The sequence below is a fragment of the Vibrio scophthalmi genome (assembly GCF_040869025.1).
Classification (GTDB): Bacteria; Pseudomonadota; Gammaproteobacteria; order Enterobacterales; family Vibrionaceae; genus Vibrio; species Vibrio scophthalmi.
On the sequence record NZ_CP134271.1, the window covers coordinates 2,022,411 to 2,048,992 of the forward strand.

At 45.7% G+C, this 26,582-nt stretch carries 20 protein-coding genes and 2 tRNA genes; 16 read left to right on the plus strand and 6 right to left on the minus strand.

The genetic code is table 11. The features are described 5' to 3' along the window. The first annotated feature begins 44 nt into the window (after window positions 1-44). The gene (locus RJD38_RS09245; RefSeq protein ID WP_065545688.1) at window positions 45-890 is read left to right on the plus strand and encodes a magnesium transporter; all 846 of its coding nucleotides are present in this window, start codon (window positions 45-47) and stop codon (window positions 888-890) included. On the opposite strand, the gene dacB is transcribed toward RJD38_RS09245, so the two are convergent. After that, window positions 869-2,296 carry a serine-type D-Ala-D-Ala carboxypeptidase gene (gene dacB / locus RJD38_RS09250; protein WP_065545687.1) on the minus strand — a complete coding sequence of 476 codons (1,428 nt, stop codon included), beginning with the start codon at window positions 2,294-2,296 and terminating at the stop codon, window positions 869-871. The two genes, RJD38_RS09245 and dacB, sit on opposite strands and share 22 nt — an antisense overlap. Window positions 2,297-2,397: 101 nt before the next feature. Further along, window positions 2,398-3,459, minus strand: a complete 1,062-nt coding sequence (locus tag RJD38_RS09255; protein ID WP_065429837.1) for a porin — start codon at window positions 3,457-3,459, stop codon at window positions 2,398-2,400. Window positions 3,460-3,981: 522 nt separating this feature from the next. Here RJD38_RS09255 and greA point away from each other — a divergent pair. Beyond that, window positions 3,982-4,455: a transcription elongation factor GreA gene (gene greA / locus RJD38_RS09260; protein ID WP_005593313.1), complete on the plus strand. Its 474-nt coding sequence runs from the start codon at window positions 3,982-3,984 to the stop codon at window positions 4,453-4,455. An 80-nt stretch (window positions 4,456-4,535) separates the two neighbouring features. Here the strand turns inward: greA and yhbY are convergent, their stop codons facing one another. Continuing rightward, window positions 4,536-4,832, minus strand: coding sequence for a ribosome assembly RNA-binding protein YhbY (gene yhbY / locus RJD38_RS09265; protein WP_005593312.1), 297 nt, complete (start codon window positions 4,830-4,832; stop codon window positions 4,536-4,538). A 138-nt stretch (window positions 4,833-4,970) separates the two neighbouring features. On the opposite strand from yhbY, the gene rlmE reads away from it, so the two are divergent. The 14 genes from rlmE to RJD38_RS09335 all read left to right on the plus strand — a co-directional run bounded on the left by rlmE (window position 4,971) and on the right by RJD38_RS09335 (window position 19,729). Then, the gene (gene rlmE, locus RJD38_RS09270) at window positions 4,971-5,600 is read left to right on the plus strand and encodes a 23S rRNA (uridine(2552)-2'-O)-methyltransferase RlmE (protein WP_005593311.1); all 630 of its coding nucleotides are present in this window, start codon (window positions 4,971-4,973) and stop codon (window positions 5,598-5,600) included. 107 nt (window positions 5,601-5,707) lie between these two features. Then, complete coding sequence (ftsH, locus tag RJD38_RS09275) at window positions 5,708-7,672, plus strand: ATP-dependent zinc metalloprotease FtsH (protein WP_005593310.1); 1,965 nt, start codon at window positions 5,708-5,710, stop codon at window positions 7,670-7,672. 51 nt (window positions 7,673-7,723) lie between these two features. Beyond that, on the plus strand, window positions 7,724-8,554 hold the full coding sequence (gene folP / locus RJD38_RS09280; protein WP_065545994.1) for a dihydropteroate synthase: 831 nt from the start codon (window positions 7,724-7,726) through the stop codon (window positions 8,552-8,554). A 16-nt stretch (window positions 8,555-8,570) separates the two neighbouring features. Beyond that, window positions 8,571-9,911, plus strand: coding sequence for a phosphoglucosamine mutase (glmM, locus tag RJD38_RS09285; RefSeq protein ID WP_065545686.1), 1,341 nt, complete (start codon window positions 8,571-8,573; stop codon window positions 9,909-9,911). Between the two features lie 254 nt (window positions 9,912-10,165). Then, a complete protein-coding gene (gene secG, locus RJD38_RS09290) occupies window positions 10,166-10,504 on the plus strand; it encodes a preprotein translocase subunit SecG (protein ID WP_005593305.1) in 339 nt (112 codons plus the stop codon). Between the two features lie 9 nt (window positions 10,505-10,513). Continuing rightward, a tRNA-Leu gene (locus RJD38_RS09295) sits at window positions 10,514-10,597 on the plus strand. 56 nt (window positions 10,598-10,653) lie between these two features. After that, a tRNA-Met gene (locus RJD38_RS09300) sits at window positions 10,654-10,730 on the plus strand. Window positions 10,731-10,936: 206 nt separating this feature from the next. After that, window positions 10,937-11,392: a ribosome maturation factor RimP gene (rimP, locus tag RJD38_RS09305; protein WP_005593304.1), complete on the plus strand. Its 456-nt coding sequence runs from the start codon at window positions 10,937-10,939 to the stop codon at window positions 11,390-11,392. Window positions 11,393-11,426: 34 nt separating this feature from the next. After that, window positions 11,427-12,914 carry a transcription termination factor NusA gene (nusA, locus tag RJD38_RS09310; protein ID WP_005593303.1) on the plus strand — a complete coding sequence of 496 codons (1,488 nt, stop codon included), beginning with the start codon at window positions 11,427-11,429 and terminating at the stop codon, window positions 12,912-12,914. 21 nt (window positions 12,915-12,935) lie between these two features. Then, window positions 12,936-15,641, plus strand: coding sequence for a translation initiation factor IF-2 (gene infB, locus RJD38_RS09315; RefSeq protein ID WP_005593302.1), 2,706 nt, complete (start codon window positions 12,936-12,938; stop codon window positions 15,639-15,641). 112 nt (window positions 15,642-15,753) lie between these two features. After that, window positions 15,754-16,149: a 30S ribosome-binding factor RbfA gene (gene rbfA / locus RJD38_RS09320; RefSeq protein WP_005593301.1), complete on the plus strand. Its 396-nt coding sequence runs from the start codon at window positions 15,754-15,756 to the stop codon at window positions 16,147-16,149. Continuing rightward, window positions 16,149-17,102, plus strand: coding sequence for a tRNA pseudouridine(55) synthase TruB (gene truB, locus RJD38_RS09325; protein WP_005593299.1), 954 nt, complete (start codon window positions 16,149-16,151; stop codon window positions 17,100-17,102). The genes rbfA and truB overlap by 1 nt, the downstream gene beginning before the upstream one ends. 137 nt (window positions 17,103-17,239) lie before the next feature. Continuing rightward, window positions 17,240-18,411 (plus strand): IS3 family transposase gene (locus RJD38_RS09330; RefSeq protein WP_156773151.1). Its coding sequence is split into 2 segments (ribosomal slippage): window positions 17,240-17,522 and window positions 17,522-18,411, totalling 1,173 coding nucleotides; the frame shifts between segments, so codons are not numbered across the junction. A 146-nt stretch (window positions 18,412-18,557) separates the two neighbouring features. Next, a protein-coding gene (locus RJD38_RS09335; RefSeq protein WP_156785325.1) for an IS3 family transposase occupies window positions 18,558-19,729 on the plus strand; the annotation gives its coding sequence in 2 pieces (ribosomal slippage) (window positions 18,558-18,840 and window positions 18,840-19,729; 1,173 coding nt in all). A gap of 64 nt (window positions 19,730-19,793) precedes the next feature. Here RJD38_RS09335 and RJD38_RS09340 read toward each other — a convergent pair. From RJD38_RS09340 to gltB, 3 genes are all read right to left on the minus strand, one after another. Then, a complete protein-coding gene (locus tag RJD38_RS09340) occupies window positions 19,794-20,228 on the minus strand; it encodes a DUF1499 domain-containing protein (RefSeq protein WP_065545684.1) in 435 nt (144 codons plus the stop codon). Between the two features lie 173 nt (window positions 20,229-20,401). Continuing rightward, window positions 20,402-21,871, minus strand: coding sequence for a glutamate synthase subunit beta (locus tag RJD38_RS09345; RefSeq protein ID WP_065429839.1), 1,470 nt, complete (start codon window positions 21,869-21,871; stop codon window positions 20,402-20,404). After that, window positions 21,871-26,418, minus strand: coding sequence for a glutamate synthase large subunit (gltB, locus tag RJD38_RS09350; protein WP_065545683.1), 4,548 nt, complete (start codon window positions 26,416-26,418; stop codon window positions 21,871-21,873). The genes RJD38_RS09345 and gltB overlap by 1 nt, the downstream gene beginning before the upstream one ends. Window positions 26,419-26,582: the final 164 nt, after the last annotated feature.

Genomic DNA, 26,582 nt, shown 5'->3' on the forward strand with positions numbered 1-26,582 from the left:
CGTTGTATTTGATGGTCGTTACCTCGCCAATCGGGAGATTCGCCATGACGGTAATGAATAACATCTATATGGAAAATGCAGCGCACTTCTCTGTTGAGGAGATCGGTGCCGCAAGGAACGCGTTTTTAAAATACGAACAAGCGCAGCAAGTGAATTTACTCACGGTGATGCCAATCGAAGAAGCAGTGGCTATTTTGCAGCATTGTTCGCTTGGTTATGTGCAGCAGTTAATCAGTCAATTAGAAGGGCTAGGGCACGATAAATTAGCGCGCCATTATGCCAATCGATTAGGGTTGTTTTATTCGGAGGTGATGCCAAGTGCGAGTTATCTCGCCACGTCGGTGATGGGGCATGTCCGTCAACGCATTGGTTGGATTATCGCCTTGGCCTTGTTAGGTATCGTTTCTGGGCTGATCATTGCCCAGTATGAAGATACCCTGAGCCAATTAGTGTTACTGGCGATTTACATGCCAGTGATCGCGGCGGCAGGGGGTAATACCGGTACGCAAGCAGCAACGTTGGTTATTCGCGCTTTAGCGACGGGCGAATTAAAAAAACGTCAGTGGTTACAAGTATTATGGAAAGAGAGCCGTGTTGCGCTGTGCTTAGCGCTGGCGATTTCTTTAGTGATGATTGGCCGCATTCTATGCTTTAGTCCTACCGAGAGTGCTGGTGGTTTTGATTTACAGATCATTGCACTGGCGATTGCCGTGGCGCTGTTTATTCAGGTCACACTGTCGACGACCTTGGGCGGTTTGCTGCCAATATTGGCTCGCGCTTGCAAACTGGACCCAGCGGTATTGGTGAGTCCAGTGCTTGCGTCGGTGGTCGATATCTCCGGTATGTGGATCTATTTCAGCGTAGTCAATTACTTCTTAGGGCTCGCCTGACTGTATTTGAGCACGTCTTGGTAGAACAGCTGTTCAAATTGAGTAATAGGGGCAACGGTCGGTGTATCGTTGTCCCTTTTTGTTGGGAGATAATCCGCCACATACTGTACAAACAAGGTGGTTGGTTGCCCCTGCTTATTTAGTCCAAACCCTGCCATGTTATAGCTGCCGTACACAGAACCACTTTTGGCAACTAATTGGCCTTTGATTGGGTCATTACGCATGCTGCTACGGTACTTTAAGGTGCCGTTTTCACCGGCGCTTGGCATTAAGGCGATTAATCCTAACTGATCGTCGTGCTGCCAAATATAACGCAACAGCGCCGTCATATCGGCACTGGTAAAGCGGTTGTTGCGTGATAGTCCTGAGCCATCGACGATTTTATTACGCTCAATGTTGATACCGGTTTTCTCGCTGATCACTTGCTTGATGGCTTCGGTGCCCGTGTTATAACTGCCCGGCAAGCTGAAGTAGTGTTGGCCGATCGCTTTAGTTACATTATCTGCAATAAGGTTGTCTGACTTTCTCAGCATCACTGTGAGCAGTTCTGGCAGTTTAGCTGAGTAATGAGTCGCGATTGGTTTGAGATTGCTTATCTCAGGCGAACCCACTTTCACATTACCGATTAACTTAATATTAAGTTGGTTCAATAGTGTGTGGACGGTTCTTTGGGTGTACAAGCTTGGGTTTTGTACCGCAAATTTGAGCGGTAGCGGCTTGCTACGTTCCACCAGGCAGCCTGATAGCTGATAGTGGTTATCTGGTGTCGTTATCAGCTCTAAATCGCAGTGTGTCTCTTCGTAGCGTTGTTTAGAGATGGTTTTCGCTGTGGATGATAAGTAAATCGGGAAGTGCTCAGGAGTATAAGCACGAGTTGAACCATCTTTATTCGTGTAGATAGAAGCTTGAACGCAGTTTTCATCGAGTGTGATCGCGGATGAAGGCGCACTGTAGCAAACACCGGTAATATCCCATGGCCAACCAACGGCGCGTTCATAGCCGTTAAAAGCACTGTTATCGAGCCAGAGGTCACCCTTGATGGTGGTGATACCTTGTTGACGCGCTAAGGTTAATAATTGTTTTAAGTCTTGGCTGGTGAGGGTTGGGTCGCCACTAAAGCGAATCACTATATCACGCTGATTCGCTTCCAATTGGGTCTTAAATTGGAATTCGTCCCCCAACGCCAGTTTGGCGGCCAATGCGGTAACCACTTTAAGCGTACTGGCTGGTGGAAAAAACTGATCGCGATTAGAAGTCGTGAGATAAGGTTGGTTACTATTGAGCGGTTCAATTGCGATTGAAACTCGACTGCCTTGCGGTAAATGGTCGAGTGGGGCATACGCCAGTGAAAAGGTTGAAAATAGTGTGATGAAGCTGGCGAGTGTCGTGCGCAGTGAAACGTTCATAGAATGAGTTCTTAGCTAATGGGACAAGTTGAACGTTGAGTATATAAAAAAAACGCCTGCAAGCGAGCAGGCGTTTAATGTTTGTGACTAAGAGTCAGCTATTAGAAGTCGTAACGTAGACCTAGTGCTAGTTCGTCTTCAGCATCTGCTTTAGAGGCAATACCGTTAGTACCTGCTTCACCTAGTTTATCGCCTGCGCTGATTAGGTTGAAGTTGTACGATACGTAACCGCGGAAGTTAGGCTGGAAGTAGTAAGTTGCATCGATTGCAATGTTATCTGCAGAGGTTTCTTTGTTGGTTTCTGCATTGTTGTAAGTCGATGTAAATACAGTTTGACCCATCGTGTACGCTGCTGCGAATTCGTAGCCAGTGTAGTCGCCATCTCTTTCTTGAACCTGACCGTCAGTGAAAGTTGTCGCGAAGTATAAGTCATTGATTGCGTAAGATGCGGCTAGCATGTACTCGTTTTGTTTTTCCGCACCAGAATATTGGCTTGCGTAACCCGCACCTAGAGCAAGACCTGTTTCGCCTACTGCATAGATAGATGATAGTGAGTAACCGTCAGCATCGTTGTCACTGTAAGATGCCACGTCTGCATTTGCGTTGCCATTTGCCTCACTAATTACTTTTCCTGATGCGTCTAGTTCAGTACGGTCAGCAAAACGGTAGCTTGCTTTTAGGCCAAGGTTGTTGAATTCGCCTTGATAAGTCAGCATGTTGTCAGCACGGTCAGCAACGTTGATTTTCATTGCTGCAGAGTTACCGTGGTAAGCCATGATATCTGTGAAGTCTGTGATTACACCTAGCGCGCCATCATTTTTACCGTAAGTTACTTCACCGAAAGTACCGCCAAGACCTGCGTATACGTAACGGTTTGTTAAGTCGTTGCTGTCGCTATCGGTAGCACCGCCATGATCTGAAGTTGTGAATTCACCTTCGTAGAAACCAACGCCGTAAAGGTTATCGGTGATTTGTGCTTTACCTAGGAAGTTTAGACGTACGCGTGATTTGTCTTCAGCTTTGCCATCTTTTAGAGATAGACGAGCTTCTGCGCGGCCACCCATATCGATTGAGTTACCATCTTGGTTATATAGTTCAGCCGCATGTGCGCCAGTAGCTAATGCAGCAGCTGATACTGCTAGGGCAATCAGAGTCTTGTTCATCTTATCAGTCCTAATTTTCTGTCCATAAATCATTGTTATTTAGAAATGAAGCCGCATTGTCCGTTAGCTTCAATTTCATACTCGGTGCAGCATTTTTAAGCGAGTTGAACAAAATCAACGTATTAGCTAGCTGCATTTCGTGAACCAAGTTGTACCGCCAAAGTTCCCTAAATCGTTAGTAAAACGATATAAATTTGGATTGTGAACAGTGTTCTATTTGTCTGGTTTATCGATTAACCGCTTGAGATGTAAGGCGTGATGAATAGTTCGAGCTCGCTCGAAAAAACATCGCCTTTTGCTTTTTTTTAGGCTTTTTTATCTTTCTAAATCCGAGATCTTGCATGTTTTAGAGTGAGAAATGTGACCTAAAGTGAGAAGGCTGGACTCTCGAATGGAATTAAGATGATTTAAACAATAAGTTTGTTTACACTAAGCTAAATTGAAAAGCGTATTGATTACCTAGCTCTTGTGGGCTGGGTATTTTTATTTTGTCCAAAGCTCGCTTTGGCCTAGAGGTATATGATGGAAAAAGTCCCAATGACAGCACGTGGCGAACAGCAGCTACGTCAAGAACTAGACCGACTATTAAAGCTTCGTCCACAAATTTCTATTGCGATTGCTGAAGCGCGTGAGCTGGGTGATCTAAAAGAAAATGCTGAGTATCATGCGGCACGTGAAGAGCAAGGCATCTGCGAAGCGCAAATTCGAGATATCGAATACAAGTTGTCTGTTGCACAAGTTATCGACGTTACCCAAATGGAGAATAGCGGTAAGATTATCTTTGGTTCGACGGTCACTCTGATTGATTGCGATACTGAAGAAGAAAAAACCTACCAAATCGTTGGTGAAGACGAAGCGAACATTAAGAGCGGCCGTATTTCGGTAAGCTCGCCAATCGCACGTGGTCTTATCGGCAAGATGGAAGGTGATGAAGTTGTGATCTCAACCCCAGGTGGTGAGCGCGATTTCGAAATCGACCGTGTTGAATATATCTAATCGTTTTGTTTTCGATAACAAAAATGTTAGATAGCAAAAAGGTCGCCTTGGCGACCTTTTTTATTGCGCTATAGTAGAACTTACTTACGTGGAAGTTCGATTTTGCGCTCTTCAGTTTGACGGAAAAGGACAAGTGTTTTACCGATAACTTGTACTTTTTCTGCGCCAGATTCACGCACGATAGCGTCAACGATTAGGATTTTCGTCTCACGATCTTCAGTCGCGATCTTCACTTTGATCAGCTCGTGGTGATTCAGCGCGATTTCAATTTCCGCTAGAACAGCTTCCGTTAGTCCATTTGCGCCGAGTAGCACAACTGGTTTTAAGCTGTGTGCTAGGCCTTTTAGGTGCTGCTTTTGTTTGGTGCTTAGGTTCATTACGCGGCCAATTTTCTTTAAAATAAGGGTTGAAAAAAGCTATTTTAACGCCATCTATTGCGGAAGACTATAATTTATTGAGCAATAGGCTGACCCTATTACAACAATAGCTCCTTTTTGTAGCTTGTTAGGATTAAAATGAGTAAACAGAAACATTCGGCGAGTTCTGGCCGTTGGTTGAAAGAACACTTTGATGATAAGTACGCAAACGAAGCCCGTAAAAAAGGCTATCGTTCACGTGCCTACTTCAAGATGGAAGAGATCCAAACGAAAGATAAATTGTTGAAAAATGGGATGACTGTCGTCGATTTAGGTGCAGCTCCCGGTGGATGGTCTCAATATGCTGCTAAGATAGTAGGTGACGAAGGGCAAATTATTGCTTGTGACTTGTTACCTATGGATCCAATTGCGGGTGTGAGCTTCCTACAAGGTGACTTTCGTGACGATGCAGTATTGGAAGCGCTTTTAGACAAAATCCAACCATCAATGGTGGATGTGGTGATGTCAGACATGGCACCAAACATTGCGGGGAATAACTCCGTTGACCAACCAAGAGCGATGTATTTAGTTGAACTCGCATTGGATATGTGTCGACAAGTTCTAGCCACAAATGGTAGCTTTGTTGTAAAGGTCTTCCAAGGTGAGGGATTCGATCAATACGTGAAGGATATACGTGATATGTTCAAGACCGTAAAGATTAGAAAACCTGACTCTTCTCGAGCTCGCTCCCGTGAAGTCTTTATTGTAGCCACTGGTTACAAAGGTTAACTATTTGCTTGTTTGAGCGGTCGTTAACACTATAGCTACAGTCTACGAACTGTAGTACCCTACCTTTAATTACAATTAGTTATCGCGAGGCTTACACCTTGAGTGACATGGCAAAAAATTTAATTCTGTGGCTTGTTATCGCTGTAGTGTTGATGTCGGTTTTCCAAAGCTTCGGTCCAAATGAAAGCAGCGGTAAAGCGGTCGATTACACCACATTTGTACAGGAAGTTGGCCAAGGCCAGATTCAGGAAGCAACGTTTAAAGACGGTGAAATCACTTTCATTCGTCGTGGCGTAGGGACGAAGAATGTGACCTATATGCCAGTTTACGATCAGAAGCTTCTTGATGATTTAATTAACCAAAACGTGAAAGTTCAAGGTACACCACCAGAAGAGCAAAGCTTACTGGGTACTATTTTCATCTCTTGGTTCCCAATGATCTTACTAATTGGTGTATGGATTTTCTTCATGCGTCAAATGCAAGGCGGCGGCGGTAAAGGCGCAATGTCCTTCGGTAAGAGCAAAGCGCGTATGATGAGTGAAGAACAAATCAAAACGACCTTTGCTGACGTTGCGGGCTGTGATGAAGCGAAAGAAGACGTAAAAGAGCTGGTTGACTACCTACGTGATCCAAGCCGTTTCCAAAAATTGGGCGGTAAGATTCCAACAGGTGTGTTGATGGTCGGCCCTCCTGGTACTGGTAAAACGCTACTTGCTAAAGCAATTGCAGGTGAAGCGAAAGTACCATTCTTCACAATTTCAGGTTCTGACTTTGTTGAAATGTTTGTCGGTGTGGGTGCATCTCGTGTGCGTGACATGTTCGAACAAGCGAAAAAAGCAGCACCATGTATTATCTTCATCGATGAAATCGATGCGGTAGGTCGTCAGCGTGGCGCTGGTGTAGGTGGTGGTCACGATGAGCGTGAACAAACCCTAAACCAAATGCTGGTTGAGATGGATGGTTTCGAAGGTAACGAAGGTATTATCGTTATCGCCGCAACTAACCGTCCGGACGTACTTGATCCAGCACTACTTCGTCCAGGTCGTTTTGACCGTCAAGTGGTGGTTGGTCTTCCTGATGTCCGTGGTCGTGAGCAGATTCTTAAAGTTCACATGCGTAAAGTGCCGCTAGCAGGTGACGTAGAGCCATCGTTGATTGCTCGTGGTACTCCTGGTTTCTCTGGTGCAGACCTAGCCAACCTAGTAAACGAAGCTGCACTATTTGCAGCGCGTGGTAACAAGCGCAACGTTTCAATGGTCGAGTTTGAACTGGCAAAAGATAAAATCATGATGGGTGCTGAACGCCGCTCAATGGTTCTATCGGAAGAGACGAAAGAATCAACAGCGTACCACGAAGCGGGTCACGCCATTGTTGGTCGCCTCGTGCCTGAACATGATCCAGTGTACAAAGTTTCTATCATTCCACGTGGTCGTGCGTTGGGTGTAACGATGTACCTACCAGAGCAAGACCGTGTGAGCATGAACCGTCAGCACCTAGAGTCGATGATTTCTAGCTTGTATGGTGGTCGTCTAGCTGAAGAGCTGATTTACGGTAAAGATAAAGTATCAACGGGCGCTTCAAATGATATTGAACGCGCAACGGATATTGCTCGTAAGATGGTGACTCAGTGGGGCTTCTCTGAAAAACTAGGTCCTTTGCTATACGCTGAAGATGAAGGTGAAGTGTTCCTAGGCCGTAGCGTGACTCAGACTAAACATATGTCTGAAGACACAGCGAAGTTAATTGATGATGAAGTTCGTATCATTATCGACCGTAACTACGCACGTGCACGTCAAATCCTAGAAGACAACATGGATATTATGCATACGATGAAAGACGCATTGGTGAAGTACGAAACCATTGATGCTGGTCAAATTGAAGACCTAATGAATCGTAAAGCAGACATTCGTGAGCCTGCTGGTTGGGGAGATTCTCCTTCTAATACAGAAGAGAAACCTCAAGCTAAGCCAGAAGCAGAAGAGAAAGCGGTAGAATCAGAACCAACTGAAGAACAACCAACTTCTCAAGAAAGCACTTCAAGCGAAGCGACAGAGAAAAAAGACTCTGAATAATTGAGTATTTAAAAATAAACCCCGAGGAAACTCGGGGTTTTTCTATTTATGATGAAAATTACAGCCAACAATAAAACCCTCGATCTTTCCCTGCCTCATGTGATGGCGATTCTCAATGTGACGCCTGATTCTTTTTCTGATGGCGGACAGTTTCATTCCCTTGATAATGCACTAATACAGGCTGAGAAAATGATCACAGCCGGTGTGTCGATCATTGATATCGGCGGTGAGTCTACCCGACCAGGTGCGCCGGATGTCACGCTAGAAGAAGAGCTTGCTCGTGTTATTCCTGTTATCAAGGCGATTCGCGCAAAATATGATGTGTGGATTTCTATTGATACCAGTAAAGCTGAAGTGATGCGTCAAGCGATCGCTGCGGGCGCTGATATTATTAATGATGTACGTTCTCTACGTGAACCGGGGGCGCTCGAAGTCGCCGCTCATGCTGGTTTGCCAATCTGCCTGATGCACATGCAAGGTCAGCCGCGTAGCATGCAGACTAATCCACACTACGATGATTTACTGCAAGAAGTCGGTGACTTTTTGCAAGAGCGAATTGATGCTTGTGAAGCGGTGGGGATTGCGCGAGAGCAGTTGATCCTTGATCCAGGTTTTGGCTTTGGTAAAACATTAGCGCATAATTACCAGATGTTGGCGCACTTAGAACGATTCCATCAGTTCAATTTGCCGCTACTGGCAGGGATGTCTCGCAAGTCGATGCTATTTAAACTGTTAGATAAAGCGCCATCAGAGTGTGTGGCTGCCAGTGTTAGTTGCGCTACTATTGCGGCGATGAAAGGCGCACAGATTATTCGCGTGCATGACTTTGAACAAACGTTAGATGCAGTCAAAGTTGTTAGTGCTACCTTGAACAATAAATAAAAACAAAGGAAACCTCATGTCGAACAAAAGACGTTATTTTGGTACCGATGGCGTTCGTGGCAAAGTTGGGCAGTACCCTATTACTCCTGATTTTGTCCTTAAACTTGGCTGGGCTGCCGGTCGAGTGCTTGCAAAACAAGGCACGAAAAAAGTTATTATCGGTAAAGATACGCGTATTTCTGGCTACATGCTGGAATCGGCGCTAGAAGCAGGTCTTGCAGCAGCAGGCCTTAAAGCGACCTTTACTGGGCCGATGCCAACACCTGCGGTAGCTTACTTGACACAAACTTTCCGCGCTGAAGCGGGGATCGTGATTTCTGCATCACACAACCCATACTACGATAACGGCATTAAATTCTTCTCTTCTGAGGGGACCAAGTTGCCTGACGATATTGAGCTCGCGATTGAAGCGGAACTTGATAAAGAGATTGAGTGTGTTGAATCTTCTGAGTTGGGTAAAGCGACTCGCCTGAATGATGCTGCGGGCCGTTACATTGAGTTCTGTAAGAGCACTTTCCCATCAACATTGAGTTTAGCTGGGCAAAAAATCGTTGTTGATTGTGCTAATGGCGCGACTTACCACATTGCACCAGCGGTATTTTCTGAACTTGGCGCTGATGTTATCGCCATGGGTGTTGAGCCAAATGGCATCAACATCAATGATGAAGTGGGTGCGACAGATGTGCGAGCACTACAACAACGTGTGGTTGCCGAAGGCGCCGCTCTAGGTCTCGCATTTGATGGTGACGGCGACCGTATCATCATGGTGGATCATCTAGGTAATAAAGTTGATGGTGACCAAATTGCCTACATCATTGCGCGTGATGCACTGCGTCGTGGCGAACTAAAAGGTGGTGTGGTTGGGACATTGATGACCAACTTAGGCATGGAAAATGGCCTAAAACAATTGGGCATCCCATTTGTTCGCGCGGCGGTTGGTGACCGTTATGTTATGGAACGATTGCTTGAGAAAGGCTGGAAGATTGGCGCTGAAAACTCAGGCCACGTTATCTTGCTAGATAAAGTGACGACTGGTGATGCAATTGTCGCAGCATTGCAAGTGTTTGCTTCAGTGGTGGGCAGTGAAATGACGCTGAATGAGCTTTCTCAAGGCATGACTCTCTACCCGCAAGTGCTGGAAAACGTTCGTTTTACTGGCGATAGCAACCCGCTTGAAGCGGATGCGGTAAAAGAAGCGGTGATTGAGGTTGAAGCTGCGCTGGGTGACAAAGGTCGCGTACTATTGCGTAAATCAGGTACTGAACCGCTGATTCGTGTCATGGTAGAAGGTGAAGATGCTGATTTAGTACAAAGTTCTGCGCTGAAAATTGCTGACGCAGTGAAAGCGAGCTTTTGATTCGATAGAGCAAAAAGAGAAGAAAAAAGGGGCTTTGGCCCCTTTTTGTTGCTTCTAAGCGAAGCGAGGCAAGAGGATTGTTAGTTTTTTAACCGTTTGATTCTAAAGTTAGGCTTTTTTGTCAATTTTCTCTTGTCAGCCCTAGTAGGTTTCGCTAGTATTGCTCGGCCTTCAGTAAGGAGGTCGCTAGCCTTGTTCTGAAATTTAATTTTCGAACGTCGCTGGCCTAACAATTTGGAACATAGGTGGACAACATGTTTTCAGTTCTACTTGTGATTTACCTGTTGGCAGCGGTTGGTGTAATCGGCCTAGTGTTGATTCAACAAGGTAAAGGCGCAGATATGGGAGCCTCATTCGGTGCAGGCGCATCAAACACAGTGTTTGGCGCAAGCGGCTCAGGTAATTTCTTAACCCGAATGACTGCAGTTTTTGCAACAGTATTTTTTGTTATCAGCTTGGTGTTAGGTAATCTATCTACACACAAAACTGAATCTCAGTGGATTGACCCGACACAAGGTCAAGTTGTTGAGCAGGTAGCTGATGATGTAGCGAGTGATGTTCCAGCTCCTGTGAGCGAAGAAATCCCGCAATAAGCGATTAATGCCGAGATGGTGAAATTGGTAGACACGCTAGCATGAGGTGCTAGTGCCTATGGTGTGAGGGTTCGAGTCCCTCTCTCGGCACCATTGATTTACAAACTTGTAAATACTTTGTTTGAGCGTATAATGCTCAGCAAGTCGGACGCGGGGTGGAGCAGCTTGGTAGCTCGTCGGGCTCATAACCCGAAGGTCGTCGGTTCAAATCCGGCCCCCGCAACCAATCCTTTGATAAGGACGAGTTTGTGCAAAACAATGCATTTTGTTTTGCGAGTTAAGCAGCTATTGTTTAACTCATCAGGGTCCAGCAATAAAAAACCCCGACTTTTTCGGGGTTTTTTGTTATCTAAATTCCTGTAAAAGGATTTAGATCTTGCTTGGAATTTAAATTGGGCTCTATGCCCTTTTTTTGTTTCTGGAGTGGTTCAAATGACTGGTTTAGAAAGACAATTAACTGAAATGCTAGAAGCGCCAGTACAGGCGTCAGGATACGAGTTAGTTGGATTAGAATTTATTCGTGCAGGAGAGCACTCAACACTACGCATCTATATTGACCATGAAAATGGTATTTTTGTAGAAGATTGCGCAGAAGTTAGTCGCCAAGTAAGCGCTGTACTTGACGTAGAAGACCCTATTTCAGTGGCTTATAGTCTTGAAGTTTCATCTCCTGGTTTAGAAAGACCGCTATTCAAAGCGGCACACTATGAGCAATTTATTGGTCATGAAGTGAACATCGTTTTGAAGATGGCTGCGAATAACCGTCGTAAGTGGAAAGGTCAAATCCTCTCTATTGATGGCGAGACAGTCTCTGTTACTGTGGATGGTAATGAAGAGCAGTTTGCGTTAAGCAACATTTCCAAAGCTAACCTGATCCCTAAATTTTAGGTCCCTAAAAATTAAAGCTTAGAGGCTAATTAAAATGAGTAAAGAAATTTTAGCGGTAGCAGAGGCAGTATCGAACGAGAAAGGTGTACCTCGTGAACGTATTTTCGAAGCACTAGAAATCGCTCTAGCTACTTCTACTAAGAAAAAACGTGAAATCGAGATCGACGTTCGCGTTGCTATTGACCGTAAAACTGGCGAGTTTGAAACTTTCCGCCGTTGGTTGGTTGTTGAGGAAGTTGAATTCCCAACAAAAGAGATTTCACTAGAAGCTGCACAATACGATGATGAAACTGTTCAATTAGGCGACTTCATTGAAGACGAAATTGAATCAGTAACATTTGACCGTATTACGACGCAAACCGCGAAGCAAGTTATCGTACAAAAAGTACGTGAAGCTGAGCGTGCGCAAATCGTTGAGCAGTTCATCGATAATGAAGGCGACCTAGTAACAGGTGCGGTTAAGAAAGTTAACCGTGAAACCATCGTTCTAGATCTAGGCAACAACGCGGAAGCTGTTATCCTACGTGATGACCAACTTCCACGTGAAAACTTCCGTCCAGGCGACCGTATCCGTGGTCTACTGTACAAAGTTGCGCCAGAAGCTCGTGGTTTCCAACTGTTCGTTACGCGTTCTAAACCAGAAATGCTAGCGGAACTGTTCCGCGTAGAAGTGCCAGAAATCGCTGAAGAAATCATCGAATTGAAAGGCGCAGCTCGTGATCCAGGTTCTCGTGCTAAGATCGCAGTGAAAACGAACGACCGTCGTATCGACCCTGTTGGTGCGTGTGTTGGTATGCGTGGTGCACGTGTACAAGCTGTTTCTGGCGAACTTGGTGGCGAGCGTATCGATATCGTGCTTTGGGATGATAACCCAGCGCAATTCGTTATCAACGCAATGGCTCCTGCAGACGTAGCGTCAATCATCGTTGATGAAGATGCTCACTCAATGGACATTGCTGTTGAAGCTGACAATCTAGCTCAAGCGATCGGCCGTAATGGTCAGAACGTACGTCTAGCATCTCAACTAACTGGTTGGGAACTGAATGTTATGACGGTTGAAGATCTACAGAAGAAACATGCTGAAGAATCTCAAGCGTCTATTGAAAACTTCATGAAGTACCTAGATCTTGAAGAAGACTTCGCTCAGCTACTCGTTGAAGAAGGTTTCTCTAGCCTAGAAGAGATCGCTTACGTACCAGTAAACGAACTGCTAGACATCGATGGTCTGAATGAAGAAATTATCGAAGAGCTACGCAACCGTGCTAAAGAAGCGTTAACCACGCTTGCTCTAGCAAAAGAAGAGACCTTTGATGGTCTTGAGCCAGCTGACGATCTACTAGGCCTGGAAGGTCTAGAGCGTGAAATGGCGTTTAAATTGGCTGCTAAAGGTGTTGCAACACTTGAAGACCTAGCAGACCAAGGTATCGATGATCTAGAAGGTGTTGAAGGACTAACTGACGAGCGAGCTGGTGAACTAATCATGGCTGCACGTAATATTTGTTGGTTCGGAGACGAAGCATAATTTCAGCAAGGAGGTAGCGGAATGACACAACTTACAGTAAAAACTCTGGGTGAAGAGATTGGTACGCCAGTTGACCGCTTGATTGAACAACTTGCTGATGCTGGAATTAACAAATCAGGCAGCGATGCGATTTCAGAAGACGAGAAGCAACAGCTGCTTACTCATCTGAAAAAAGAACACGGCGATACATCAGGCGAATCAGCACCAACACGTTTAACGTTGCAACGTAAAACGCGTAGCACACTAAGCGTTAACGCTGGTGGCGGTAAGAGTAAAGATGTTCAAGTTGAAGTGCGCAAAAAGCGCACTTACGTAAAACGCAGCTCTATTGAAGATCAAGCAAGTCGTGAAGCTGAAGAAGCTGCAAAGCGAGAAGCGGAAGAGCTAGCGAAGCGTGAGGCTGAGGAACTAGCACAACGCGAAGCTGCAGAGAAAGCACAACGCGAGGCCGACGAGAAAGCGAAACGAGAAGCGGATGCAAAACGTGACGCTGAAGAAAAGGCCCAACGCGTACAAGCTGATAAGGCTAAGAAAGACATGAATGCAAAAAATGCGGATGTAAATACGCAAGCTAAAAAAGAAGCTGACGAACTAAAACGTCGTCAGGAAGAAGAAGCTCAACGTAAAGCGGAACAAGAAGCAGCTAAGCTTGTTGAAGAAGCGCGTAAACTTGCTGAAGAAAACGGCGAGCGTTGGACTGAAGAAGAAAAGAAAAAGAAAGAGCTAGAGAACGCTGACTACCACCTAACGACATCAACTTACGCTCGTGAAGCGGAAGATGCTGCGGATCTTAAAGAAGAAGGTGCCTCTACTCGTCGTCGCAAGCAGAAGAAAATGTCTGCAAAGAGCGATTCACAAGAACGCGGTGGCCGTAACAACGCTCGCGGCGCTCGTGGTGCTCGCGGTGGTCGTGGTAAAATGGCTAAATCCAGCGCACTAACTCAAGCGTTTGACAAGACAGCTGCGGTTGCTAAAGCTGACGTTGTTATTGGCGAAACTATCGTTCTATCTGAACTTGCTAGCAAAATGTCGGTTAAAGCGACTGAAGTTATCAAAGCGATGATGAAGATGGGCGCAATGGCGACTATCAACCAAGTTATCGACCAAGAAACTGCACAGCTTGTAGCAGAAGAAATGGGTCACAAGGTTGTTCTACGTAAAGAGAACGAACTTGAAGAAGCAGTACTAAGCGATCGTGATAACAGCGCAGAAGCGGTTCCTCGTGCACCGGTTGTGACTATCATGGGTCACGTTGACCACGGTAAAACGTCAACACTTGACTACATTCGTCGTACTCACGTTGCATCAGGCGAAGCGGGCGGTATCACACAGCATATCGGTGCTTACCACGTTGAAACTGACAATGGTATGATTACCTTCCTTGATACTCCTGGACACGCGGCGTTTACTGCTATGCGTGCTCGTGGTGCTCAAGCGACAGATATCGTTGTACTTGTTGTAGCGGCAGACGATGGTGTTATGCCACAAACAGTAGAAGCGATTCAGCACGCGAAAGCAGCTGGCGTTCCACTGATTGTTGCAGTGAACAAGATCGATAAAGAAGGCGCAAACCCAGATAACGTTAAGAATGAGCTTGCTCAATATGACGTTATTCCTGAGGAATGGGGCGGTGAGAACATGTTCGTTCACATCTCTGCGAAAGAAGGTACCAACGTTGATGGTCTTCTAGAAGCGATCCTTCTTCAATCTGAAGTACTAGAACTGACTGCTGTTGCTGAAGGCATGGCATCAGGTGTGGTTGTTGAATCTCGCCTAGATAAAGGTCGTGGTCCAGTAGCGACGGTTCTTGTTCAGTCAGGTACTCTAAACAAAGGCGATATCGTTCTTTGTGGTCAAGAGTACGGCCGTGTACGTGCAATGCGCGATGAGCTAGGTAAAGAAATTACTTCAGCTGGTCCGTCTATTCCTGTAGAGATCCTAGGTCTTTCAGGTGTGCCATCATCAGGTGATGAAGCGACTGTAGTTCGTGATGAGCGTAAAGCTCGTGAAGTTGCAAACTACCGTGCTGGTAAGTTCCGTGAAGTGAAACTTGCTCGTCAGCAAAAATCTAAACTAGAAAACATGTTCGCGAACATGGCTGCTGGTGAAGTTGCTGAGCTAAACGTAGTACTGAAAGCAGACGTACAAGGTTCTGTAGAAGCAATTGCTGACTCTCTACTGAAACTGTCTACTGATGAAGTGAAAGTAAACATCGTAGGTTCTGGTGTTGGTGGTATTACTGAAACGGATGCTGTTCTAGCTGAAGCTTCAAACGCTATCATCCTTGGCTTTAACGTTCGTGCTGATACTTCTGCACGTCGTGCTATCGAATCTGCAAGCGTTGACCTACGTTACTACTCAATCATTTACCAATTGATTGACGAAGTTAAACAAGCAATGAGCGGTATGCTTGCTCCAGAATTCAAGCAAGAGATCATTGGTCTTGCTGAAGTTCGTGACGTATTTAAGTCACCTAAACTGGGCGCAATCGCTGGTTGTATGGTTACTGAAGGTCTAATTAAGCGTAACAACCCAATCCGCGTACTGCGTGATAACGTTGTAATCTACGAAGGTGAACTAGAGTCACTTCGTCGCTTTAAAGATGACGTTCAAGAAGTTAAAAATGGTTACGAGTGTGGTATCGGCGTTAAGAACTACAACGATGTTCGCGTAGGCGACCAAATCGAAGTATTCGAAATCATCGAAATCAAACGTACACTAGATTAATAGACTAAAATTACTTAATACCTTGAAAGGTAATTAGTAATTGGTTGTTGAATACACCATGGGGGGCTGGGATAACCATCCCCCCATTCTTTCTATTTAAGAGAAATATTTTATGGCAAAAGAATTTAGCCGCACGCAGCGCGTATCACAACAGCTGCAAAAAGAATTGGCGATGATCCTACAGCGCGAAGTGCGTGATTCTCGTTTGGGCATGGTTACCATCTCAGATGTTGAAGTTTCACGTGACCTAGCGTACACAAAAGTATTCGTTACTTTCCTGTGTGTAGGCGAGCAAACGCCTGAGTCGTGCCTTGCAGCACTACGCGAGCACGAAGTTCATATTCGTATGATGCTTGGCAAGCGTATTCGTCTACGTCTAACTCCAGAAATTCGTTTCTACTACGACAACACTTTGGTCGAAGGTATGCGTATGTCTAACCTTGTAAGCGAAGTGATCAGTAACGATAAGAAGAAGCAAAAAGATTCTGGTCGTGAGGACGAAGAGTAATGGCTCGCCGTCGCAAAGGTCGTCCAATTGATGGCGTTATCCTATTGGATAAGCCAACGGGTATTTCTTCAAACGATGCGCTACAAAAAGTTAAGCGTATCTATTTTGCTGAAAAAGCCGGTCATACTGGCGCTCTAGATCCACTTGCAACTGGCATGCTGCCAATTTGCTTGGGTGAAGCGACCAAGTTTTCACAGTTCTTACTTGATTCAGATAAGCGCTACCGTGTGATCGCCAAACTAGGTGAACGTACAAACACCTCAGATTCTGATGGTGAAGTGGTAGAAACGCGTCCAATCGATGTTGATATGGCAAAGCTTGAAGCTTGCATTGAGACATTCCGTGGCGAATCGGATCAAGTACCTTCGATGTTCTCGGCACTGAAATACCAAGGCAAGCCTTTGTACGAATATGCTCGAGCAGGTATCGAAGTCCCTCGTGAATCGCGCAAAATCACCGTGTATGAAATCGTGCTGCACCGCTTTGAAGGCGATGAAGTAGAGATGGAAGTGCATTGCTCAAAAGGCACCTACATCCGCACAATCGTGGATGATCTTGGTGAACTACTTGGCTGTGGCGCTCATGTGACGATGCTTCGTCGCACCGCAGTTGCTAAGTATCCATATGAGAGAATGGTGACTCTTGAGCAGTTAAACGAACTGCTTGAACAAGCTCACCGTGAAGAGATTGCGCCACGCGAACTGCTTGATCCGTTGCTAATGCCAATGGACAGCGCTGTGGAAGATCTACCAGAAGTGAACATGAATGCTGAGTTGACCGATTTGGTTCAACACGGTATGCCTGTTCAAGTCTCTGGTGCGCCTGCAGAAGGTACGGTGCGAATGACCAGTGGTGAAGAAAAACTTTTCATCGGTGTCGCGCAAATCGACGACAGAGGCCGTGTTGCGCCTAAGCGTTTGGTTGTGTTCCGTGAGCAGGTTGAAGCTGAATAATCAGTAAGACGCAGTGAAAACAATGCAAAAGCCACGATCGATATCGTGGCTTTTTTGTCTTGCAGCATAATAAAATGCGGCCAAAATTTTGGAATGACCCCAATAAAGTAGACACTCAATATTGGAATTAGAGTGCTATGAAAGTAAAAACAGTCCGAAAACATTCAGACGATTTCAAGAAACAGGCCGTACAGCAATCTTTAGATTCTCCAGATACCGTAATATCAGTGGCGAAATCATTAGGTATTTCCCCTAGTTTACTGTCCAAATGGAGGACTGAAATGACCTCTCAAAAAAACACCTCACCCCCTCTTCCTAACACAGGGCCGGAAAAATCCGTTGTTCAATTAGAAAAAGAAATTCGAAGACTGAAAAAACGTCTTGAAATGGCGGAGATGGAGAACGAATTCTTAAAGGAAGCGAAAGTCTACTTCGACAGCCTAAAAGAATAAGATTTGAATACATTCTAAAATATACGAGCATTCAGCGACCTGTGATAAGGCTGTGCCAATGGCTAGGCGTATCGTCTGCTGGTTACTATAAATGGCTTCATCGAAAACCAAGTGTGCGAGAGCAAGGCAATGACAGTTTGCTCGACTTCCTGAAAGAGGAAAGTGATAGGCAACATTGTATCCCCGGCTACCGGAAGCTATGGGAAGCCGCGGTGGCTTATGGTTTTATTTGCAATAAGAAGCGAGTTCAAAGGTTATTGCAGTCATTAGGTTATCGTTCCAAGGCCAGTAAAAAGCGTCATGGTCGAGCACCTAGACAGAAAACGCTTATGCCTGCGTACAATCTTCTCAACCGCCAATTTGACGTAAGTAAGCCAAATCAAGTTTGGGCTTCGGATATAACTCAAGTTCGATGTAAAGAAGGCTGGAATTACCTTTGTGTCATATTAGATTTGTATTCGCGAAAGGTGGTCGGGTGGTCAACAAGTCGTATAAACAGCGCTTGTTTAGTGCTAAAAACGCTGAATAAGGCATGGAAAAGCCGCCGACCAGATGGCCGGAAGTTAATGTTTCATTCGGACCAAGGTGTTCAATATCGAGCGCTAGAAACTTTACGATGGCATAGGAAAAAGGCGATTACCGTGAGTATGTCGCGTAAAGGAAATTGCTGGGATAATGCCTGTTCAGAAAGCTTCTTTGCTCAGTATAAAAAAGAGTGGATTAGCAATCTAGGTGGGATGTCTCGTCAGGAAATGACAATGCAAAGTCGACTTTATATCGATACGTATTACAATCCAGTAAGAAGACATGGGACTCTAGGTGGAGTGAGTCCCATAGATTTTGAACTAATGAATTAACCCTCAGTGTCTACTTTTAAGGGGTCATTCCATTTTCTCGCTTCTCGCTTCTCGCTTCTCGCTTCTCGCTTCTCGCTTCTCGCTTCTCGCTTCTCGCTTGGAATGACCCCAATAAAGTAGACACTCAATATTGGAATTAGAGTGCTATGAAAGTAAAAACAGTCCGAAAACATTCAGACGATTTCAAGAAACAGGCCGTACAGCAATCTTTAGATTCTCCAGATACCGTAATATCAGTGGCGAAATCATTAGGTATTTCCCCAGGTTTACTGTCCAAATGGAGGACCGAAATGACCTCTCAAAAAAACACCTCACCCCCTCTTCCTAACATAGGGCCGGAAAAATCCGTTGTTCAATTAGAAAAAGAAATTCGAAGACTGAAAAAACGTCTTGAAATGGCGGAGATGGAGAACGAATTCTTAAAGGAAGCGAAAGTCTACTTCGACAGCCTAAAAGAATAAGATTTGAATACATTCTAAAATATACGAGCATTCAGCGACCTGTGATAAGGCTGTGCCAATGGCTAGGCGTATCGTCTGCTGGTTACTATAAATGGCTTCATCGAAAACCAAGCGTGCGAGAGCAAGGCAATGACAGTTTGCTCGACTTCCTGAAAGAGGAAAGTGATAGGCAACATTGTATCCCCGGCTACCGGAAGCTATGGGAAGCCGCGGTGGCTTATGGTTTTATTTGCAATAAGAAGCGAGTTCAAAGGTTATTGCAGTCATTAGGTTATCGTTCCAAGGCCAGTAAAAAGCGTCATGGTCGAGCACCTAGACAGAAAGGGCTTATGCCTGCGTACAATCTTCTCAACCGCCAATTTGACGTAAGTAAGCCAAATCAAGTTTGGGCTTCGGATATAACTCAAGTTCGATGTAAAGAAGGCTGGAATTACCTTTGTGTCATATTAGATTTGTATTCGCGAAAGGTGGTCGGGTGGTCAACAAGTCGTATAAACAGCGCTTGTTTAGTGCTAAAAACGCTGAATAAGGCATGGAAAAGCCGCCGACCAGATGGCCGGAAGTTAATGTTTCATTCGGACCAAGGTGTTCAATATCGAGCGATAGAAACTTTACGATGGCATCGGAAAAAGGCAATTACCGTGAGTATGTCGCGTAAAGGAAATTGCTGGGATAATGCCTGTTCAGAAAGCTTCTTTGCTCAGTATAAAAAAGAGTGGATTAGCAATCTAGGTGGGATGTCTCGTCAGGAAATGACAATGCAAAGTCGACTTTATATCGATACGTATTACAATCCAGTAAGAAGGCATGGGACTCTAGGTGGAGTGAGTCCCATAGATTTTGAACTAATGAATTAACCCTCAGTGTCTACTTTTAAGGGGTCATTCCAGCTTCTCGCTTCTCGCTTCTCGCTTCTCGCTTTTATTCTACCCCAAGCAAACCGGCGTCATTAAGATAGTTTCTTAGCTGTTCAGCACGCTTACGGTTGACGCCAAAGTCTGAATAACCCACGCGTGACTCAGAACGGACCATCAGTTGGCCATCTTTAATCTGTAACTCTAAATCATCGACAAAACGCATAATTTTGCTGGTGCACTCAATGCGTAAGTAATCGCCCTCAGTCACCGCTGTTTTCGCTCCTGGTAGCTTCAAAGCCACTTGTTCAACTTGAGCAAGGGTTACGCCTGCTTTTAGTGGGTAGGGGGCAATGTGAAACTTCTCACGCTGATCTAAGGTCGATACACAGTTGGGTTTATCACCACAAGCTTGGTTTATTTTATTTTTCATGGTTGTTCCTCCATGGCTACAACCAGCCATGACTAAACTGCTAACAAATAGGAATACGATTTTTTTCATGTTATTTGTCTTTGAATTCATGAGTGTTTCAGTGTAGCAGAGTACGGTAAATAGGCGAAAACGATCAATATTGCCTAATCAAATTAGCGCATAAAAAAGACCAGCACGAGGCTGGTCAAAGGTATAGATTGAAGGAACTGATTGGCGAGAGCGTAAGCTCCCGCCGAGTTGCATTAAGCAGAAAGCATTAATGAATTCGCTTTCGCTTCTAGGTTTGAGTTACCCATTAGGTGGTTATCAATGGCAATCGCACATTCGCGACCTTCATTGATACAACGTACGACCAAAGATTGGCCTGTGCGCATATCACCTGCCGCAAAAACGCCTTTCTGACTCGTTGCAAAGCCATCGGTTGCCACATTGCCGCGTTCATCAAGCTTAACGTCAAGCTGCGCTAGCACACCGGTTGGTTCTGGGTGCAAAAAGCCCATGGCTAAGAAAGCCATATCGCAAGGAATGACACGCTCAGAATTTGCCACTTCTTCAAAACCAGGGCGTTCGCCAGGCTTCGCATCTTGCCACACGATATCGGCAATGCGTAAACCCGTGACTTCACCTTTATCGTTGCCAATAAATTCTTTGGTCAGGATGTTCCAATGACGCTCACAACCTTCTTCATGTGAAGTGGTGGTTTTCATGATCATTGGGAACTGAGGCCAAGGCATGTTAGCAGGGCGTTTTTCTGGTGGGATCGGCATGATCTCAACCTGAGTAACGCTGGCTGCTTTATGACGGTTAGAGGTACCTACACAGTCAGAACCGGTATCACCACCACCGATAACCACAACGTGCTTATCTTTAGCGTGGATTTCTTCACCCTTTAGATCCATGTCGTTGGCACGGCGATTGTTTTGACCAAGGAAGTCCATCGCGAAATGCACCCCTTTTAGTTCACGTCCTGGAACGGGAAGGTCACGAGGAACGGTTGAACCACCAGTCAAAAGAACCACATCAAACTCTTGGCGTAACTGCTGTGCATTAACATCAACACCAATGTGTTGGTTAACTTTGAACTCAATGCCCGCATCCGCCATTAGGTTGATTTTACGATCAATGACGTCCATACCCAGTTTGAAATCAGGGATTCCGAAACGCAGTAGGCCACCGACTTTTTCATCACGCTCAAATACCGTTACGCAATGGCCAGCGCTATTAAGCTGTTCTGCCGCCGCTAGGCCTGCTGGGCCTGAGCCAATGATTGCGACTGTCTTACCCGTGCGAACACGCGGTTTTTTCGGCTTAGCGTAACCTTCACGGTAGGCGGTTTCGACGATGGTTTTTTCAATATTACAGATGGTGATTGGATCTTGGTTAATACCAAGAACACACGCACTTTCACAAGGTGCAGGACAAACACGACCGGTAAATTCAGGGAAGTTGTTGGTTGAACTTAGAATATTCCAAGCCTCTTCCCAGCTATCACGGTAAACCGCATCATTAAATTCAGGAATGATGTTACCGATAGGGCAGCCGTTATGACAAAACGGCACACCACAGTCCATACAACGAGAAGCCTGAGTGTTAATTTTGTCACCAAACTCTTCGTTAAGAACGAACTCTTTGTTGTCTTCAATTCGCACTGAAGGGTCGAGCTTCTTTGGAAGCTCACGACCATGCTCTAAAAATCCAGTAGGCTTACCCATTATACTGCCTCCACTTCTTCCGTTTGTGCTTGCTCTGCTTCCGCTTTACGCTTAAGAAGCACCGCTTTGTAATCACGCGGCATTACCTTAACCAAAGAGGCTAGGCTTGCTTCAAAGTTGTCTAGGAAAGATTGAGCAACTTCACTTCCTGTGAATTCGACATGCTTAGTTAGCATATCCAGTAGAAGATCTTTATCTTCTTGCTCGATAGGATCTAGGTCGACCAGTTCAGGGTTCAGCTTGGTTTCGAAGTCACCTGCTTTATCCCAAACATAAGCCACACCACCACTCATACCTGCCGCAAAGTTACGACCTGTTGAGCCAAGAATGATTGCTACGCCACCAGTCATGTATTCACAACCGTGGTCGCCCACACCTTCAACGACGACTTTTGCGCCTGAGTTACGTACACAGAAACGCTCACCAGCCATACCGCGGATGAATGATTCACCCGAAGTTGCACCGTAGAAACAAACGTTACCTACCACGATATTATCTTCAGCGACGATGGTCGATTTCACATCAGGGTACAGAACTAGCGTACCGCCAGAGAGACCTTTACCCCAGTAGTCGTTGGCATCGCCTTCAACTTCAAACTTGACGCCTTTAGCAAGGAAAGCACCGAAAGACTGACCCGCAGAACCGTAGAACTTCACATTCATTGGTTGAGGTAGACCTTGGTCCTTGTACACTTTCGAAATTTCATTCGATAGCATCGTACCTGCTGAACGGTCAGTGTTGATGATAGGGAATTCGGCCGTAACCGCTTCACCTTTCTCAAGCGCTGGAAGGGCAGCTTGAATCAACTGACGGTCTAACACGTTTTCTAGGTTATGGTTTTGTACTGTCTGGTTATAAACACCATCTTCGGCACGTGCTGGCTCAATGTGCAGCACAGGCGATAGATCGAGGTTCTTATATTTCCAGTGGCCAATGTCATCACGAACTTTCAGTTTCTGTGACTGACCTACCATCTCATCAATAGAGCGGAAACCAAGCTCTGCCATCACTTCACGTAGACCTTCAGCCATGTATTGGAAGAAGGTAACCACGTCTTCTACGCGACCATCAAAGCGCTCACGCAGTGTTTTGTTTTGGGTTGCGATACCAACAGGGCAAGTATTCTTATGACACTTACGCATCATGATACAGCCTTCTACCACCAGCGCTGCGGTTGCTACGCCCCATTCTTCAGCACCCAGAAGTGTTGCAACAGCAAGGTCACGAGGTGTTTTCATCTGACCGTCTGATTGAACAACGATACGGTTACGTAGACCGTTCTTTAGCAGCGTTTGGTGTGTTTCCGCCAAACCAAGCTCCCAAGGAAGACCAGTATGACGAATCGAAGACATTGGAGATGCCCCTGTGCCGCCATCGAAACCAGCAATCAGTACTACGTCAGCTTTAGCTTTCGCAACACCTGAAGCAATCGTACCAACACCCGCTTCTGATACTAGTTTGACGTTCACGCGACCTGCGCGGTTAGCATTCTTCAAATCGTAGATTAGCTGAGCCAAATCTTCGATTGAGTAGATATCATGGTGTGGTGGTGGCGAGATCAGCCCCACCCCTGGAGTTGAGTGACGTGTTGCGCCGATCCAATCATCGACTTTATCACCCGGTAGCTGACCACCTTCACCTGGTTTCGCACCTTGAGCCATTTTAATTTGTAGCTCATCAGCATTCGTCAGGTAGTAAGAGGTCACGCCGAAACGGCCTGATGCGACTTGTTTGATTGCTGAACGTTCCCAGTCACCGTTTTCTTTACGCTCAAAACGAACCGGATCTTCACCGCCTTCGCCTGAGTTTGATTTTGCGCCGATGCGGTTCATTGCTACCGCAAGGGTTGAGTGGGCTTCATGCGAAATCGAACCAAACGACATTGCACCCGTTGCAAAGCGTTTTAGGATGTTTTCAATCGGTTCTACTTCTTCCAGTGGGATTGAACCCGCTGGGTTTTTGATGAAATCAAGTTGGCTACGCAGTGTCGCTGCATTGTCGCCTTGATCATCAACCGCTTTGGCGTATTGCTTAAACTGAGCGTAGTCTTTGTTACGCGTCGATTCTTGCAGTAGTGAAATAGTTTCAGGGTTAAACAGGTGTTTTTCGCCACGCTGTTTCCACTGGTAGACACCACCGACATCCAAAACTTGGACTGGGATTTCACGCATTGGGTAACCCACGCGGTGACGAACCAAAACTTCTTTGGCGATGTCATCGATCGTCAAGCCTTCAATACGCGTTACTGTACCGGTGAAGTACTTATCAACCACAGATTTGCTAATACCAAGCGCTTCGAAAATCTGTGCGCCGTGATAAGACTGTAGGGTTGAAATCCCCATCTTCGAGAAGATTTTCAGTAGGCCGCCGTTAACCCCTTTACGGTAGTTATCGAAGTACTCTTTAGCTGAAATGGTCGGATCAAGTTTCTTAGTGCGTTGCAGCTCCACAATGGTTTCAATCACAAGGTATGGGTTAACGGCATTCGCGCCGTAACCGACCAGTGTTGCAAAGTGATGCGTTTCACGTGCGTCACCAGTTTCAACCACAATGTCACACTTAGCACGTAATCCCTTACGGATTAGGTGGTGGTGAACTGCGCCGACAGCCAGCATGGCAGGAATCGCTGCGTGGTTAGAGTTAACCGCACGGTCCGTTAGTAAGATTATTGAGTAACCATCAACCACCGCGTCTTCAGCGTACTGACAGATACGTTTTAGCGCGCGCTCAAGCTTGCCTTCGTCTTCACTGGCTTGGAAAACGATATCCAATGTCTTCGCTTGCAAGTGCTCGTTATCAATGGCGCGCAGTTTTTCTAACTCAGAGTTAGAGAGAACTGGAGATTCAAGCTCAACTTTCTGACAGTGCTGCGGGGTTTCTGCTAGCAGGTTCTGATCTTTACCTAAGTAAGTGTTCAGAGACATCACCATACGCTCACGAATCGGGTCGATTGGTGGGTTGGTTACCTGAGCAAATAACTGCTTAAAGTAGTTAGAAAGGTGCTGAGATTGGTGTGAAAGAATCGCTAAAGGCCAGTCGGCACCCATTGCCGAAAGTGGCTCGTAGCCTGTTTTCGCAAGAGGCAGAATGATCTCATTCACTTCTTCTGAGCTCACACCGAATGATTGCTGTTTGTGCAGCAGTTTTTCTGGCGATGGCTGGCTAAATTCATTGCTCGCGTCAGGCAGCTTCTTCAGGCTCAGTAGATTTTCTTCAACCCATTTTTCATATGGCTGTGAGTTTGCGATACCGTCTTTCACTTCTTCATCAGAAATGATACGGCCTTGCTCAAGGTCAGCAACGAATATACGGCCTGGTTGTAGACGACCACGGAACTCAACGTTCTCAGGAGCAATATCTACGACACCAGACTCTGATGCCATCACAAGGAAATCATCTTTAGTGACTGTGTAGCGAGAAGGGCGTAGACCGTTACGGTCAAGCGTCGCACCAACTTGCACACCATCGGTGAAACAGACTGATGCAGGGCCATCCCATGGTTCCATTACGTTGGCATGGTATTGATAAAATGCACGACGTGTTGGATCCATGTTTTTGTTTTCTTGCCATGCTTCCGGGATCATCATCATCAATGCGTGTGGCAGGCTACGACCAGAAAGAACTAGGAGCTCAAGTGCCATATCAAAGTTAGATGAATCCGAGCTACCTTCCTGACAGATAGGCAGTAGCATGTCGATTTCTGCTTGGGTAAACAGATCCGATTCGATGATCGCTTCACGAGCCTTCATCCAGTTCAAGTTACCGCGTACAGTGTTGATTTCACCGTTGTGGGCAATGTAACGGAAAGGCTGCGCTAGGCGCCAGCGAGGGAAGGTGTTGGTTGAGAAGCGTGAGTGAACCAGCGCTAATGCCGTTACCATGGTCGGATTTTGTAAATCCAAGAAGTATTGAGGGACTTGCTCTGTGGTCAACTGGCCTTTGTAGACAAGCGTTTTGTACGACATTGAGTTGATGTAAAAGTCATCACCAATGTTCGATACGCTTTCTAAACAAACACGTACGGTGTAGTTACGCAGTACATAAAGCTTACGCTCAAGCTCTTCAGGTGTCACACCTGGGCCGCCAGTAACAAACACATGTTCGAATTGAGGTTCAGTGCTGAGTGGATCTGCACCAATCATTGAGTTGTCGGTTGGCAACACGCGGTAGCCAATCACTTCAAGATCTAAACGTTTAGCATTACGTTCTAAAATGTCACGACATTGCTCGCGTTTGTGTTGGTCTTTCGGGAAAAGAACCACACCAACGCCGTACTTTTCAAAAGAAGGCAGCTTGATACCAAGCTTAACGGCTTCTTCTAACAGAAATTCATGAGGCTTCTGAAGTAGAATACCTGCGCCATCGCCACTGCATGGATCGCAGCCTTGGCCGCCACGGTGTTCCATACGTGCCAGCATATCAAGAGCTTGAGTAACAACTTCGTGAGATTTACGGTTTTTTAGGTGAGCGACAAAACCGATACCACAAGCGTCGTGCTCCAGTTCAGGAGTATACAGACCTCGTGCGCTCTGCTCTCTATCTACCATAGATACATCCTTCCAATCTAATTTGGACGCACTTCTATTAAGCGAACTTAATCGCACGTCACTTCCTTTTATAATTTGATTCGCACCTGAACGAGGTTGTTCAAGTTTGATTCCCTTCTTCTTCTCACAGGAAAAATGTTGCGAGAAAGACAATCCTTGGTGAT

Bases quoted from the DNA above. Each gene is read 5' to 3' on its own strand.
- RJD38_RS09245 (WP_065545688.1), top strand. From the start codon at position 45: ATGACGGTAATGAATAACATCTATATGGAAAATGCAGCGCACTTCTCT.
- dacB (WP_065545687.1), bottom strand. From the start codon at position 2,296: ATGAACGTTTCACTGCGCACGACACTCGCCAGCTTCATCACACTATTT.
- RJD38_RS09255 (WP_065429837.1), bottom strand. From the start codon at position 3,459: ATGAACAAGACTCTGATTGCCCTAGCAGTATCAGCTGCTGCATTAGCT.
- greA (WP_005593313.1), top strand. From the start codon at position 3,982: ATGGAAAAAGTCCCAATGACAGCACGTGGCGAACAGCAGCTACGTCAA.
- yhbY (WP_005593312.1), bottom strand. From the start codon at position 4,832: ATGAACCTAAGCACCAAACAAAAGCAGCACCTAAAAGGCCTAGCACAC.
- rlmE (WP_005593311.1), top strand. From the start codon at position 4,971: ATGAGTAAACAGAAACATTCGGCGAGTTCTGGCCGTTGGTTGAAAGAA.
- ftsH (WP_005593310.1), top strand. From the start codon at position 5,708: ATGGCAAAAAATTTAATTCTGTGGCTTGTTATCGCTGTAGTGTTGATG.
- folP (WP_065545994.1), top strand. From the start codon at position 7,724: ATGAAAATTACAGCCAACAATAAAACCCTCGATCTTTCCCTGCCTCAT.
- glmM (WP_065545686.1), top strand. From the start codon at position 8,571: ATGTCGAACAAAAGACGTTATTTTGGTACCGATGGCGTTCGTGGCAAA.
- secG (WP_005593305.1), top strand. From the start codon at position 10,166: ATGTTTTCAGTTCTACTTGTGATTTACCTGTTGGCAGCGGTTGGTGTA.
- rimP (WP_005593304.1), top strand. From the start codon at position 10,937: ATGACTGGTTTAGAAAGACAATTAACTGAAATGCTAGAAGCGCCAGTA.
- nusA (WP_005593303.1), top strand. From the start codon at position 11,427: ATGAGTAAAGAAATTTTAGCGGTAGCAGAGGCAGTATCGAACGAGAAA.
- infB (WP_005593302.1), top strand. From the start codon at position 12,936: ATGACACAACTTACAGTAAAAACTCTGGGTGAAGAGATTGGTACGCCA.
- rbfA (WP_005593301.1), top strand. From the start codon at position 15,754: ATGGCAAAAGAATTTAGCCGCACGCAGCGCGTATCACAACAGCTGCAA.
- truB (WP_005593299.1), top strand. From the start codon at position 16,149: ATGGCTCGCCGTCGCAAAGGTCGTCCAATTGATGGCGTTATCCTATTG.
- RJD38_RS09340 (WP_065545684.1), bottom strand. From the start codon at position 20,228: ATGAAAAAAATCGTATTCCTATTTGTTAGCAGTTTAGTCATGGCTGGT.
- RJD38_RS09345 (WP_065429839.1), bottom strand. From the start codon at position 21,871: ATGGGTAAGCCTACTGGATTTTTAGAGCATGGTCGTGAGCTTCCAAAG.
- gltB (WP_065545683.1), bottom strand. From the start codon at position 26,418: ATGGTAGATAGAGAGCAGAGCGCACGAGGTCTGTATACTCCTGAACTG.